Origin of the sequence: Prochlorococcus sp. MIT 1342 (assembly GCF_047304495.1) — a bacterium.
In the GTDB taxonomy this organism is placed as follows: domain Bacteria; phylum Cyanobacteriota; class Cyanobacteriia; order PCC-6307; family Cyanobiaceae; genus Prochlorococcus; species Prochlorococcus marinus_D.
Genome location: NZ_CP138957.1, coordinates 81,792 through 96,374, shown reverse-complemented (window position 1 = coordinate 96,374; position 14,583 = coordinate 81,792). Strand labels below are relative to the sequence as shown.

General features: G+C 44.4%; 11 protein-coding genes and 1 pseudogene. 10 read left to right on the top strand and 2 right to left on the bottom strand.

Features of this window, described 5'->3' with window-relative positions; translation table 11 throughout:
* The first annotated feature begins 86 nt into the window (after positions 1-86).
* Both SIB79_RS00480 and SIB79_RS00475 read left to right on the top strand, forming a co-directional pair.
* Complete coding sequence (locus SIB79_RS00480) at positions 87-1,385, top strand: cytochrome P450 (RefSeq protein ID WP_063402920.1); 1,299 nt, start codon at positions 87-89, stop codon at positions 1,383-1,385.
* A 3,368-nt stretch (positions 1,386-4,753) separates the two neighbouring features.
* On the top strand, positions 4,754-5,080 hold the full coding sequence (locus tag SIB79_RS00475; protein WP_063402923.1) for a DUF805 domain-containing protein: 327 nt from the start codon (positions 4,754-4,756) through the stop codon (positions 5,078-5,080).
* 2,041 nt (positions 5,081-7,121) lie between these two features.
* Here SIB79_RS00475 and SIB79_RS00470 read toward each other — a convergent pair.
* Entirely contained in the window at positions 7,122-7,904 is a 783-nt protein-coding gene (locus tag SIB79_RS00470) for an FkbM family methyltransferase (RefSeq protein WP_063402924.1), read from the bottom strand.
* Positions 7,905-8,549: 645 nt separating this feature from the next.
* Between SIB79_RS00470 and SIB79_RS00465 the strand changes: the two genes are divergently transcribed.
* The 6 genes from SIB79_RS00465 to SIB79_RS00440 all read left to right on the top strand — a co-directional run bounded on the left by SIB79_RS00465 (position 8,550) and on the right by SIB79_RS00440 (position 12,769).
* A complete protein-coding gene (locus SIB79_RS00465) occupies positions 8,550-8,762 on the top strand; it encodes a hypothetical protein (protein ID WP_155724549.1) in 213 nt (70 codons plus the stop codon).
* Positions 8,763-8,792: 30 nt separating this feature from the next.
* Entirely contained in the window at positions 8,793-8,933 is a 141-nt protein-coding gene (locus tag SIB79_RS00460; RefSeq protein WP_155724550.1) for a hypothetical protein, read from the top strand.
* An 820-nt stretch (positions 8,934-9,753) separates the two neighbouring features.
* A complete protein-coding gene (locus SIB79_RS00455) occupies positions 9,754-11,385 on the top strand; it encodes a carbamoyltransferase C-terminal domain-containing protein (protein ID WP_155724551.1) in 1,632 nt (543 codons plus the stop codon).
* A complete protein-coding gene (locus SIB79_RS00450; protein WP_413681120.1) occupies positions 11,373-11,648 on the top strand; it encodes a hypothetical protein in 276 nt (91 codons plus the stop codon). Before SIB79_RS00455 ends, SIB79_RS00450 begins: the two co-directional genes overlap by 13 nt.
* Positions 11,649-11,816: 168 nt before the next feature.
* On the top strand, positions 11,817-12,428 hold the full coding sequence (locus SIB79_RS00445; protein WP_063402758.1) for a hypothetical protein: 612 nt from the start codon (positions 11,817-11,819) through the stop codon (positions 12,426-12,428).
* Positions 12,429-12,448: 20 nt separating this feature from the next.
* Entirely contained in the window at positions 12,449-12,769 is a 321-nt protein-coding gene (locus SIB79_RS00440) for a hypothetical protein (protein WP_413681119.1), read from the top strand.
* Between the two features lie 515 nt (positions 12,770-13,284).
* On the opposite strand, the gene SIB79_RS00435 is transcribed toward SIB79_RS00440, so the two are convergent.
* Positions 13,285-13,557, bottom strand: coding sequence for a hypothetical protein (locus SIB79_RS00435; RefSeq protein ID WP_063403090.1), 273 nt, complete (start codon positions 13,555-13,557; stop codon positions 13,285-13,287).
* A gap of 146 nt (positions 13,558-13,703) precedes the next feature.
* Between SIB79_RS00435 and SIB79_RS00430 the strand changes: the two genes are divergently transcribed.
* Both SIB79_RS00430 and SIB79_RS00425 read left to right on the top strand, forming a co-directional pair.
* A complete protein-coding gene (locus SIB79_RS00430; RefSeq protein ID WP_063403091.1) occupies positions 13,704-14,048 on the top strand; it encodes a hypothetical protein in 345 nt (114 codons plus the stop codon).
* A gap of 66 nt (positions 14,049-14,114) precedes the next feature.
* Positions 14,115-14,473, top strand: a pseudogene (locus SIB79_RS00425) (carbamoyl-phosphate synthase); the annotation flags it as partial.
* Positions 14,474-14,583 lie beyond the last annotated feature (110 nt).

Sequence of the window (14,583 nt, the reverse complement as noted above, 5' to 3'; positions counted from 1 at the left end):
AACCCTGTTTAGCTTCAGCATTTTTCATCGATTCTGCAAGGTTCGCTCTACCGCCCCATTAGCTTTGCTGTTGGATAGCAAATGTCATGGCGAGTTCTGATGATGCCAAGCTTCGCCCTCTTCCCAATACAGCTGCCCTGAGTGGGGTACTTGAAGCGTTTGCATTTTTTCGCGATCCAGCCTTTGCACAGAAGCGCTTTGAGCGTCACGGGAATGTTTTTGAAACATCACTGCTCGGACAGCCAATGGTGTTCATTCAGGGTGGGCAAGCGATTAGTGATCTCCTCGCTCAACCCAACGCAGTAGAAGGTTGGTGGCCGGAGAGTGTTCGGCAGCTGTTGGGCAGCCATTCGCTGGCTAACCGCAACGGAGCCTCCCATCGAGCACGCCGAAGGGTAATAGGCCAACTGTTCTCGGCCTCAGCACTACAGCGCTACAGCGCTGGCATCATCATCATGGTTAAGGATCTTGCCGACGAACTACAAGCTGCAACAACAGCTCTGCCTCTCGCAGAGAGAATGCGTCGTTTCGCTTTCTCGGTAATCGCCACGACGGTTCTCGGATTGGAGGGTACTGATCGCGATGAGTTGTTCGTTGATTTCGAGATCTGGACCAGAGCCCTCTTCTCAATACCGATAGCTCTTCCAGGTAGCTCCTTTGCCAAAGCGCTTAAGGCACGGGAACGGTTGTTGAAGAGGCTTCAGAAGGTGCTTTTAAAAGCCTCCAATGGCAACGGTGGTCTTGATCTGCTTGCTGGAGGCCTCGATGAAGCAGGTATTCCTTTAACGGACGAAGACGTGGTTGAGCAGCTTCTGCTGCTTCTTTTCGCGGGCTACGAGACCACGGCTTCTTCGCTCAGCTGTCTGATGCGGGAGCTCCTTCTCAACCCGCAAGTGGAAACGTGGCTGCGAGAGGAAATCGATGGACTTGACTGGCCTCCAGCACCCGAGCAGGCCACCACTGCCTACGACCAGGTCAACGCACCAAAACTTGATGCGGTCGTTTCTGAGGTCATGCGACTCACGCCAGCGGTGGGAGGTTTTTTTCGTCGCACTAAGTGCGCCTTGGCAATCGACGGTGTGGAGGTGCCAAAAAACCGTGTGGTACAGGTTGCTCTGGCAGCTTCTAACCGTCATGGTGCTGGCGATCTGGAAGCCTTTCGTCCCCAGCGCCACCTAGATGATGGCTGTTCAGCAACCCTGCTGCCTTTTGGGGGGGGAGAGCGAGTATGCCTAGGCAAACCACTAGCGGAACTTGAAATACGTTTGATGGTGGTCGGCTTGTTTCACCAGTTGCGACTTCACTTGATCCCTGATCAAGACCTCACTCTGCAAATGCTGCCTAGCCCTACACCCCGAGATGGCCTGCTAACGAAGGTGCTGTAAAAAGCTCCACAGTTGTTCTTGGTTTTGCTGCTGCTTTGCTGAAGATAGTTACACCCATCAAAACTGAGCAAAAAACCTATGAAACCAATAACCTTGCTTCTTATGCTCTGGAAAAGTGCTGAGCAATCATATGCTCAGCAAGAAAAAAAGGAAGAGTTAGCAAGCTCTTTATCAATGGATTGGGTGTCATCACTTCTACATATAAGCCCTTAAGAGGCATTGCCGATCGGAAGCACTTCAAGACTTTGTGCCAATCGAGGATTGGCAGTCAAAAAGCAAAAGCAGCTGCTGCGGATTAATTTAGATCAGGAGAAAGCACTGATCTGTTTAAGTTCAGATCAAATTATGTGGAAGACTGTCAGAACGTTGCCACACTGGTATAAGAAACCTCCCTGCGATGACCGAAGAAAAACGAAAATCCTCCGCTAGCCTCTTTGTTCCAGCCTTGACAGGTCTCGCCGGGATGGCGATCGGATTTCTATTCGCGCCAACAATCAACTACTGGGGATTAGTTCTCAAGCACGGACCAATCCTTACAAAAATCTCCGAAAATGCACTGAAGACGTGAAGTTCAAGGAGATTTGGATTGGCCCCCCATACCAGCCAATCAAAAAGCGTCAATAATAACTTCCCATGAGCCTTATCAAGGGCAACCTAAGTACTCACAAAAGAATAACGACCAGGGGGCCAACAATGCCTTCCTACGCATCATTCAATACTGTAGACAAATCACCCATAATCAAAGATTAAGTCAAATACTCAACATCGAGTTGCTGGCTCAAATCTTTCTTAGCCCACTTAAGCTTTAATTCATGCACCTTGGAATACCAAAAGCTTAACTAAGTTATCGCTGAACTTTTGAGATCGATTGCAGCGATTGATATCAGTTAGTAACAGCAGCTTCATCAATAGGATATCAAGAAATTTCTGCAAGTAGACATCAAAAGCCCCGTTATTATGCAGGTCTTTTCTTATTTGCTTTCTCTCCCTCAGGCTGTAATGACTTTTGGGTTTCATCCTTCACCGCTAGCGATGGGTCATCTTGAAGCCTTTGAATAAGTAGTATCCTATCTCAATCGCATCGATGAGTTTGAGCACAGTTTTTAGAAACATCCTTTCACCCTTATCTAGACGAAAGAACCCATGGATTGAGGCAAGCAGAAAGGGTATCCGAATTTTATATGTTTCGCCAGAATTACCATCAGCATAAGAGTTTCCGCTCTCTAAATAAACTTATGCCTCCAAATACTTTCCGCCTTGATAATCGTAGTATTTGGGAGCATATCGTTCTCACCTAGACATGCTGGCTAGGCAAATCCTGCTAAAGGAATGAACTCAACTGTCGCGCCGCTGGCAGAAGCTGTCGGCAGACCGCCTAAGTCTGCCAGCACTACCCTTGCCCGTAATCTGGCTGTGCTGGGCTGGCTCCAAAGCACTCATGTACTCGTGATTCGCAGGCGATTAATCATGCCGGGTTTTATCTCGATACAATCAAACAGCATTCGAATCAGCTATAGGGTCCGATTTAATTAAGACCGCAGCAAAGATCAGTTCTGGGGTGCTAAAATTCGTAAATTAATCGAGAAAGTCAAGAGCAAGTTCAAGCAGTCGATCGCCCGACCTCTCCCTATCCTCATTCACTCTGATCTGAAACCCTATCTGCCCTTGATCACTCCAAGAGCTACTCCAGTGGAGATGCCACCTGTTGCGGGAGCAAGACCTTGCTACTGGCTGATCAACGCCCAGGACGCCGTGTTCATCTGTTAGCTATGGACCAGCAAGACATAACAACGAAGGTTATGCGTGAAATTGCGTCTTAGAAGCGTGACAGCTTTTAGCAAGCGCAGCACTCGAGAGATTCTGAACAACGATCCATGGAAGCTGTTCAAGGCTTCTGTTCAGTGGGAGGTGAAGGCTTTGCCTAAGCCACCATCTGCGAGGTTGCCACAACTGCACGACTGATCAATCTCAATCACAAGAAGTCCCAGCCACTCCGCATACTGCGAAATCAATTGGAGTCAAGGCTTTTGGTTAGAAGCAATGATGACGCAAAGCCATCGCTGCTACATGCTCCTTTATCCATCTAGCAGAGAAGATCTTACGTTGCACACGGCTGAGGTTATACAATAGTAAAAATTTTTGCATGGCTAAAACTCTGGCTCCGTAATGCATCTTTCTCTGGTTACAAATTCTCGTAGACACGACTGCTGTAGAGAATGAAGCTATACTTTGTGCTCTTGACTTTTTCAGCCACTATCCGAAATTATATAGTCAGCAAGCAATTCCCAACACAAGATTTCAACCAATGAATACCAACAGAACCAACTTCCCAAAGAGAATAAGCAAAGGCTTTATCTCATTGACTACCTATCAAAAATGGGTCGTTATTTTACTCGGATGCCTTGTCTTGTCTCAGATTCCAACAGCAGTGAATCAAACAGCAGGAACATTTTCAGGCATTAGGTGTCGTCACGCCTTTGTTTGTGGTCGTATACAAGCCAGGTAAAGACAGCCCCGTAAAGATAACCAAGCCAATGAATCAGCTCAAGATTAAGAGACTATATATTAACAAGTCAAGGGAATACTAATGTCCCTTCAATAGCGTATCTCTTTATTGCTCACACCCTAAAGGGCAGAAAACTGATTACCTGAGTTCACAACACTGAGTATCATATCCATAACTTGCAATCTTTTGTCAATGAAAGAAGCTTTCATCCATCCCCTGATATCAAAATAAAAACCCAAGGTATTTAAGAGTTATTGATGCTTCTCGGAAGCCTGGATTTAAATCGGGCTAGCATTGAAAAAAGACAAGGAAAATCTTTGCCTCCACACCTTTGAGCGATTAAGTAATATTTATTGCAATAGTTTAATTGCAAACTAGGTACCCGCAGGCACAAATAGGTCTGCGAGGTTTACCGCTAACGACACCGCCAGTTAGCCTCAATCTTTTTCTCAGAAATGTTTTATCGATATAGATTGAGGCCTTCTAAGCTAATCAAGGCTTTAGCAGCCTTGATGGTTACTATAGAGTTATTACTTACAGATTTTCGTTCTGTTGTTCGTGTCAGGCTATGTCTGCAATGCAATCAAACGCATAAACAGCAGTCTCAGGATGAGCTATATATTCATCAAATACTCTAGGCAATAACCTGTTTCATCATACTAAGCAAAATGAAAATTCATTCATTCATTGCACGCTTATAAACAGGCTTCTTTCTTAACTGCAGATTTTTGTTCCATGAAAACGCAAAGGACCAGAGTCTAATAAAGGTAAATAATTTTATAAAACGTTTTTTGATCAGTGGGTGCATCAGTGATTGGAGAGGTGAAGGACCTACAATTGACTCATATTTTGACTTTGGATAGTGTCCGTTTTCAATCGCTACAGCACGTTCTGGACTCAGGGTTTTGACTTCAAGGGTCGAACCAAGCGCATTGACTACTGGACCATTATTCTCGTCAATGTTCTACTCGGTCTTGTTCTCAACCAGCTGCAAGGCGGTTTTTACTCGATTTACGCGCTTTTTGCTGTTGCAAGCATCATTCCTAGCGTCGCCATGCAGGTTCGTAGAATACGCGATACCGGCCGTCAGTGGAAATGGATTTTCATCGCTTTGATTCCATTCATTGGAGCCTTATGGCTGCTTTGGATTGTGATCAGCCCTTCAGCTGAGAATTCGCAAGAGGGATGAATCAAGGATACAGTTTGATCAATGGATCCTCAAAGGCCTTATTTTTAAACTTGGTGGAAATAGTTAGTTGTACCAAAATCCCATCTTCAAATCTTTACCTTTAAGTAGCTGCTAGCTCCAGAATTTCATCCAGCCAAGCCTGCAACTCCTATCCTGAAGGTTGAGCTTACTTAGAGCATGTTTATTTTGAAATCTCGCTTATGGTCTTTGGCAATATTAACTACATGATCAGCACTTATGCTTACTATTGACTGCTATTAAATTAAAGCCCCATCTTCAACTCTTAGATAGGGCACGCGCTTGAGATGCACCTGAGTAGCTATAGCGATACACCCTTGACACCGAATACAAAGTCAGACCTCTATTCAAAGGTGAATGCTGAAACTACAAAAGTGAACTGAAACCAGATTCCCTCATTGCGGTGATGCGTTCTCAATCCTCACCAAGCGTCGCTTGAGTGCTATCGATGCATGGGCTACACCTGGCAACAGATCGCAGATCGCTATCGCTGTTCAGCCAATCAGGCAAAGAGGTGGGCCATCGATTGATGGGTTGCCAAGTGTTTGCGGGGCCCGAGAAAGTAGGGCCCCTAAGCCACCTCTTCCAGGAATCCCGCCCAGGTCCCCTCGAGCCCAAGGGGGTTGTAGTGGCTTTCTTCAGGTCTAGATCTGGATGCTTGGGGAGTCATTGGTGCTAACCAGACAGCTCTCTTACTCCCTCTGCAAAAAGGCCTGGCGCCATTGTTCGTCGGGCTCAGCGCTCTAGATGCAAGGGAAAAAAGAAACCCCGCCAAAGGCAGGGTTTCAAGACTTCTCTTTGGGAGTGTTTCCTTGTTTCCACTCCGAGGAGAAGTCCTCCTCACAAATGAACCATAACGATCGCAACTGTCACTGTGCCAGTTGACCGTGTCAGTTCCGCAGCCGTCACTAGCTGTTCGCTTCGCGTTGCTGTATTGACGACTAGTCAGCTAAAGACACTACTTGCAGTGAGTTGGCTGGCAGAGCTCACTACGCTTTTTCTTTGTCAAAGCCTGCTCAGCTTGGTGCATTGCAACGAGAGAAGTTTCAATACGACGCAAATGTGCCTCTCGTATGGCTGTGTTCTTATCCAAAGTTAAAATACTGTTTGGAGTGCTTGTAGCAAGCTGTGGTTAGCGCTCTCAACTTGCAAACAATACAGAATTCTTTCGGGGCGACCATGAGCATGGATGCTTATCCATTTCCAGCAAGCAGCCAAAATGCTGGACTAATTAGAAAATGGCTGATACAGATAAGCATTTATCCCTGCTGACGCCTTGTCCCTGCTTGCTTAGACCTAGATCAGGAGTCCAAGGACGTAGAAACCCTGAAAACCTGTCCTGGACTTGAGGGCATCCAACGCGGGTGCCCTTCTTCATGTCAGTTGTTTGCTCTGCATATCAAAAGCTAAGCATGTCTTTGATCAGTCTGTGTTCGAACTCATCGATGGCATTGAGGCAGGTCACTGCGTTTTTAAAGAAGTTGCGTCAACTTATGGATAGCGGTGAAGGATGAAAACAAAAAGTCGTCACCGCCTCAGAGAGAAAAAGTAAATAAGAAAAGCCCTGCTCTCAGGAGGGCTTCACTGGCCAACAAGGGCAGCACGTGATCAGCCTTCTGTTGGCCATTCCTGGGGATACCGATAGGAGGGGTCTTAACACTGAGGAATTTGAGAGTCTTCTTCTATTATTTGCTTAAAAGCGACTAATTTTCAGCATAATTATTTCTTTATCCACGTGACCAAGGATCAGGTATCTGATTTAGGCGAGCATACCAGAGGTCCTACGGCATCTCGGTCAGCAATAACAAAGTTCTTCCACTTATTAGAAGCATTATCACACTCGAGCAACCACCTCTATATGAAATCAAACCAACAATTAGAGGCACATGGCCTCCCCTAAACTTAAAAGAGGTAAAGTCAGATTTGTAGTGATTAAGAGATCACAAAACAAACCATAACATTATAAATAAAGATGAGTATTGACAGAATTATCTTGAATGCCTAAGCGGGTAAATAGAATAAATTATCCAAAAACTCTTAAAAGACTTTTCGTATTACAATCAACATTGGACCAGATTTCAACAAAGGAGCCCATTACCAAGCGAAGAATATATCCCTCAGACAAGAGAATTTGAGCCACGTTTTCTCCTTTCTCGTTATTTTCAATTTCAATCACAGGAGGTCGGAAAGCAGTTGAGAAGAAACTTCTAACAACTATTTCCTCATAACCTTCAACATCTATTTTGACAAATGTCGGAGGTGCGCCTAGCAAATCGCAAAAAGAATTAATTATGTCTTGCATTGTCAAAACTGCAACTGGTAGTTTTTTTATCTTTGACCACCCACCAGACTCTGATACCAACCTCTGTAGCTGATAAGAATTCTGGTCGGAAACAAGAGACCCCAGTGTATGCACATCGGATGTTTGTAATGTCATAACATCACGGGCATCACCTACAGCACATGGCAAGAGGTAAGAATACTTTCTATTGGCAATTATTGACGGGATTAGATTAACATTTGGTTCAACAAGCATCCCCCTCCATCCCATTTTTTCCAAAAGGAAAGTAGAGGATCCATTGACTCCATCATTAGCCCCAAGATCAAGAAATAATTTAGGTGAATCAACCGGGGCAAGAATCTGGACGGCAACATCCTGTCCACATTGAGAATTAATGGAAACTTTGCCATCATAATCAGCAGTCGTGAACAGACATCCTTCTTTCCAGTGAAAAGGAAACGAAGGGTGGTCTTGAACCAAAAAGCCAGCCGGCACATTAATGATTCGCTTAAGCAAAGTAATCATAACAGCCGGGCTACATGTTTGCCATTTATACCTTTCTTTAGACTATTTCCAAGAACCTTATCCAAAATTCCTATAACGTAAGAAAAATGTCCAGAATCCAGAATAAATCAAATGAAGAAGCAATCATCGACCAAAATATATTTAGAAGATATTACGAAATTCTATTCGAACTATTTTTGATGCTTGCTATAGTCTACGAAAGTGGAAACTAAATAATATTATCTAGCTTAATTAATATTTCCTTCTTGCACACCACAAAGCAAGTTGTTTGGCGCCACTGTGAAAATTTAATTGGAATAGTAAACCTGCACTTTTCACAAAATAGCAAATAAAAATGTTTACAGTGAAACGTCCAGGAAGGTATTCGTTTCTAAAAGACCTCTTGTGTTCAAACACATGCAGAGTCACTAAAATTACGCGAGTGAGAGTTAGAAGGATAAACATAATCAATAACTAGTTCAGCGAAAAGCAGACGGTCGTATCGATCAGATCATTAATAACTTCAAAGACACTGGAGCTCTAGATCAAAAAAAATAAGAGCTCTACCGGATCATGTTCACTTACAAGATTTAAGAGGAGCAGCTAGCAACTGAGATCTGGGAACAAGAGCAACAACGACAACAAGCAGAAGAACCTTTACGTGAAATGACAGATGAAATGCTCGATGAATGGCTAGAGGGGATTAGAGAAGAGACTCAAGACAAAGAAGATCCCCCAACGCCTACTCCCTTACTGATGACTGTTAAACAACCACGTCAGCGCATCACACCAGAAGAGCTAATCATCAACCGCTCTTTGATACTCCTGACTGAAAATTCTTCAAAGCACTTGAAAGAAACAACTACCCCCGTACTCTAATAGGAGAGACAAACTAGACATACCAATACCATGACGATACTCACGACAGCCAAAGAAAAGCTTTGCATCTCCATGCTCAGCAAAGGCAGCATCTGCGAGAAGATGCTGCTAGAAGCACAAGAGGGTAAAGACACAGAGGCAATCAAATACCTCTACCTACATGACACTTGACTGATGAACAAGCTTGAGAGAGTGCTCTGCTCTTAAGGACAACAAACCATTCACAAAAGACATAACAGTTCCTTAGTTCACTTTGACTGTTGGCAAGGGAACAACCATCTCTCATATAAGGTCTTTAACTAACTGTTACACCTACGCAAGTAGTTGAAGAATCAAGACCTCACTTAGCTTAGCCGCTTAATACAACCCAATTGCTGCAGTTGATGTCAACCAATAACAGCAACCAAAAATATTCAGGCCATGAGTGATCTTTTAAGCGTTTGATTCCAGTGCAGCATTCCCTCCGTCTGCCTATATCTTTTGCTGGTAGCTACTGCTCTTACTTTAGTCAACACTCCTTCAGGTTGATCTCCATCTCGACTCGGTCTGCTTCAATACCGTCTTCTACCATACAGATTTCCTTAGAAACATGGGGCTCAACTTGTAGAAAATCCAGCAAATCACTTCGATTCCGAAAAGTATTGGCAGAATGTACAGACTTCAGCTTGAAGATCCCGCGGCTGCCATCAAAGCTCCCGCAATGTATTTGCTAAGTTCGCTCAGGCGCTTGTAGCCTCCATAAAAGACCTTCGTAAATGATGCTCAACCATAAGACTAAAGTCTAACTTGATCAATACTTCCTTCAGGAATCGGTAACATCAAGCGATGTAGGCTATGCAGGAAGTAGGCAAACCTTCATAAAACCCTTTTTAAATAGTTCCTCAAATGACTTATCATGGAAAGCCATTGCTCAACATCATGCCATGTTAATTCGGGCAGACGGCGGAAATAAGCTAGATATTATAAACTAAGATTAGAGACGATCATTCAAGTGACAAGAAACATTCTCCTTGGCGCACATGCAGGGCATGGCTCATCAATATGCCTATACGACATGGACAACAGGAAACTAATAGGCAACATAGAGTTTGAACGGATTACAAGAAAGAAAAACGATGGCTCATTTGGTGAAAAACTATTAATAGAAGCATTGGACAGATTCAAGGTGGGAATCAATGACATAGCTGCCATTGCTAGTGGATACTGTGGCAATCCTTATTCAGAATACAAGAGTCCAGAACTTGGGCAATGGATAAATTTTGAATCTAAAATAAATTTTTCTGGCAACACGATACCCCTTCTCAAAGTACATCATCATTACTCGCACGCACTGTGTGCTCTTGCCGCTTCATCACCTGAGGCTAAAAGGATACTTGTAATGACTGCGGACGGTTGGGGAGACGATACCAATTTCTCTGGATGGTATTTTGACAAGGAGAGTAACAGAGCAAAACCTTTGGTTACTGACTACAATAACCGTGCACCTGCATGTATGTGGCATGTAATATGTAATAAGAACTATGGATTTGAATCACAAAAAGGACCTGGGAAATTGATGGCACTTGCAGCTTATGGAGAAAAGAGTCAAAAAATATATAATCAATTAATTGCTTATGCTACGTTTGGGGCGACTAAAGAAGGGGCAATCGAAGAATTCAATCTTGGGGAAGATCTTAGGAACAAAGAGGCCAAGCGAAGTCAAGATATTGCTCACAATCTGCAGCAATATACTAATGACTGGATGCATGGAAAAATCGACTACATACTGCACCTCGCAAAGAAGCTAAATCTCGAATTTGATGAGTTCGGCATATCAGGAGGACTAGCGTTGAACATAGTGGCAACATCAGCAGCCTGTAGAATGCACGGGCTTAATAAAGTAGTCATTCCGCCTTTCCCAGACGACAGTGGACTTGCATTTGGCCATTGCATTGCTGCCGTACATTCAATGGGAAGGAGATACGAGGAGCTATCAAATTCCTTTACTCCATACATGGGGCCTAAATACACTGAGGATTTTATCTTAAAGGTATTACAAGAAAATGTAGCTAATATAATCTACGACAAGATAGATTCAAGCGATGAATACTGTGAACGGTTTTCATCTGATCTCCAAAAACGATTTGTATGCTTTCGTTATCACGAAAATTCAGAGTCTGGGCCAAGAGCATTGGGAGCAAGAAGCATTCTCTACGATCCATCTGATCCTCAAGGGCGGGATATGATCAATAAAATTAAAAATAGAGAGTGGTATCGGCCATTCGCGCCCATGATTCTTGAAGAATACATGGAAGAAGTATTGAAAGATCCTCTTTACAGCTCACATTATATGACAACTTCATCTCACATCACAAATGAGTACAAGACGAAATTCATATCAGCAATGCATGTAAATAGCACATGCAGGCCTCAGTCAGTGTCAAAAGAGCGAACGCCATTACTGTACAACACAATCAAGACTTTCTATGACAAAACAAAAATACCTGGATTGCTGAATACATCCTTTAATATCAATGGTCCAATCGTGGAAACACCAAAAGAAGCTATGGAAATATTTCTTAGCTCAAAAACAAAAAAGAAAGTATTATACGTCAACTTCTTTAGGGTGGAGTGCAGCAGCTAACAGATGCATTTATTTTCTACATAACGATTCGTAAGCAGAATATTTGGGAAGGTTTATTGGTGGTTTGGCTAGTCATCGTCGATTCCGCCCGTGCTGTAGCTCGCAGCATGAACGTCGACGAGAACCATGCTGAATTCGGGAAACGGGTGATCCGCAAGATTGCCAAATTCATCAATGACTGCGGCAAATCCGGGGTCATCATTCACCACAACAACGGTTCAGGCAAAGCCAGTGGGACCAAAGATATCCCCGCGGCTGTCTAGGGTCTTTTTAACCTCAAATCAGTTGAGGGTGACGAAGAACTACGCACTCTGCAGACCGATAAGAAACGCGAAACCAGCATCCTTTGGCAACTGCGACTTCAGCGCAGTGAACTGATCGAAGGTCTGCCAAACGGTTGGACCTGGAAGCTGGAAGCAGATCTAAGCCATATGGCTCCAGAGCAGAAATGGCGTGATCGATTCCAGAACCTTCTCAAGCAGCAAGAACAGCCCATCGGACTGCGTGATGCCGCTGAGCTGATGGGTTTGTCATCCGATGAGGAGAAGACTTTGCGCAGCTCCGTCGGACGCGACACAGCTTGCCGAAGGTGGCTGACACAGAAACCACGACAGGGAGTTCCTGGTCTGTATTTCATGCCGCACGAGTTCAGGAATGGCTCTAATCACCTCCAACAAAAACACCAAAACAAATCAGGGGTTCAAACAAGAGAGACACACCCCTTAAAGAAAGGAGTGGAAATGTTGGAAGTAGGAGTAAAACCCTTTGAAAGAGAAGGGATTAAACCTCAAACAAACCCTAAAACACACATCCAAGCTCCAACACCTGAGGTCGATCAGCTCCAACAAAACACCCCACTTTTCTCAGGGGTGTCTCTCTCTCCCCCCATCCTCAACGGTCACACCGACGCCGTTTGGGAGGTCATCGACAACAACCCCGGGCTTCATCCAGCTCGACTTGCTAACAAGATCTATGCCGAAACGAATGTCGAGATCAATGGCAGTCAGGTCCGTGCATTACTGCAAAGCCGACCCCTGAACTAATTACTGTCAGAATCAACAGCATGGGTAAGAAATGCACCAAGTACGAAAAAGAAAAGCGCATCCTGCAATTTGTACAGATGCTCTCTAAAGGTGCTGTCAACTCAGAGTTGATTCAACACGCTGCCTCAGAGTGGGGTGTCGATGAACGCCAAGCACGGAACTATCTGCATGAAGCACGGCAGGTTGTCATTGATGACGTCAACCATGACCGCAAGATTGTTGTCGCTGAGATGGTTCACATGATGAAAGCCGTGATGAAGGAAAGTTTTCGGACAGGACAGCTGAATTCAGTCATTGGAGCTGCCAATACGTTGTCGCGTGTTGCCAAGCTTGACAGGTGAGTAGCGCAGAATATGCAAAGAGCTATGAAGTCATCAGATTATCCATACCTCAGTCGATACCCCTCATAGTTTTTTTGGAGCTTGATCAGTCGTTCCGTGATTTTGTAATGTCTCACGACAGCCCTCGAATTAACAGATTCAAGAAGATCCATACGAGCAGTATTGAGATAATTCAAGAAATATTTTGGACTACATCCTGATCCGCCATGCCAGGAATGAAAGTCCGAATGTATATGACTTTCGACAACCAGTATGTTCTCATGAAGATCTGCAAGGTCTGGCCTATTGGACTTGTCAAATCAATGATGACCATCAAGATCTAGCTGTCTACCCGTTGCTTTACTACTACCTGTAAGTTGACATCTGTACCCTGAAGATTTTTTGGCATTAAGGACAACATTTGCTATTCGGTTGGGATCACTCTTAATGCGTTTTAATTCACGCGTAAAGCAATCTTCGACAACTTCGCCAACTGCCTCTACTCAAGCCTTCCTTGATCTTGAAATACTTGAATTTTATTTCATGTCTAAAGCAATACTGGCAAGTCCTTTTTGACTCCAAGCCTTTGATTCGTCATCCGTCAAAATGAAATGCTTTCCTATCTCAATGCCCTCTTGTCCATCCAGTGAATCATTGTGGGTTAGTCTATGAACAGCATTGTTGAGTCCTAGTCCATTTGTTTGAAGTATTTTTATCGTTGTGCGCCTGTTGAAAAAAGCAAGATCCCCAATTTTTTCCACTAAGCCACCAGCTTCTATTAATTCTTGCGTGATCCTTCTTTTTACCAAAAGCCTCTTGCGTCACCTTTTTCGATATGTAAGTGCCTCCACAACACCTTCAGATCAATGAAAAAGCGTTTTCTTATTCCCCTAATAGGTGTTAGCGCTCTAACCGGCCTCACCAAATTGGATACTTCGGTGGACCTTCGGATGCAATGAAGGCTGACTATCTTGCAGATGCTGAGCGTTGTATCGAACTCAAAGGCAACACTCAGAGGTGCTCTCAAGTGAACGCGCAGTGGCTAACAGATGCGATGGCCGCTTCTGTTGAAGTCGCAAAAAAACAAGACGCTCAGCGTGTTAATGCAGAAAACGCTAAGCGCAACGCCGAGCAACAAGCTGTTCGACAGCGTGTTGCCAAAATCAAGGCCGAAAAGGAGGCCAAATTCAAGGCTGAGGGCTGGTTTGAGGTCAGCGTAGGCATCTATGGACGCTGGTGCACTAAGACCTGTAATCAAGCAGGCTTAATAGGCAATCAGTCTTATTTTTGCTGCAGTTGATGTGGACTGATAGCTGCAACCAGAAACCTCCCAGACAATGATTAACTTTTTAAGCGTTCAATTCCAGTGCAGCGTTCCCTTCGTCTCTTTATCGCTTACTAGTGCTACGGCTCTTGCCTTAGCCAACACTCCCATCCAACCAGTAGCTGCTCAAGAGGATGGCAGTGCAGATGATCTCGGCGTCATGGAGATCAACCTAAAAGACGCTGTGCAGTTCAACTGGGGTTTTCAAGGGGCCTTTGCAAGGAGCCGGAACACCCAATCAAGCTGGTATTGGTGCGTTTCTTCCCATTGCCGTTGGCGACAACAGCGTCTTCTTCCTTGATGCTTTAGCCAACGCGAACTTCTCTGACCGTGAGGGTGAAAGCAGCATCGTTAATACCGATGTCGCTGGTACCACCATCTCCACATCAACCAGGCTTGGGGTATGTGATCGAACTCAAACAATAGTTTTTGCAATTATATGACTTTGGTGGTTAACGAATGACCCTTCGCGGAGTCTCCCTTGTCAGACAAGGGAGCGTAGAGCAAAAAA

Excerpts from the sequence above, each read along its gene's own strand:
- SIB79_RS00440 (WP_413681119.1), top strand. The coding sequence starts at position 12,449 with ATGGGTAAGAAATGCACCAAGTACGAAAAAGAAAAGCGCATCCTGCAA.
- SIB79_RS00430 (WP_063403091.1), top strand. The coding sequence starts at position 13,704 with ATGAAGGCTGACTATCTTGCAGATGCTGAGCGTTGTATCGAACTCAAA.
- SIB79_RS00470 (WP_063402924.1), bottom strand. The coding sequence starts at position 7,904 with ATGATTACTTTGCTTAAGCGAATCATTAATGTGCCGGCTGGCTTTTTG.
- SIB79_RS00445 (WP_063402758.1), top strand. The coding sequence starts at position 11,817 with ATGGCTCCAGAGCAGAAATGGCGTGATCGATTCCAGAACCTTCTCAAG.
- SIB79_RS00460 (WP_155724550.1), top strand. The coding sequence starts at position 8,793 with ATGACGATACTCACGACAGCCAAAGAAAAGCTTTGCATCTCCATGCTC.
- SIB79_RS00465 (WP_155724549.1), top strand. The coding sequence starts at position 8,550 with ATGACAGATGAAATGCTCGATGAATGGCTAGAGGGGATTAGAGAAGAG.
- SIB79_RS00480 (WP_063402920.1), top strand. The coding sequence starts at position 87 with ATGGCGAGTTCTGATGATGCCAAGCTTCGCCCTCTTCCCAATACAGCT.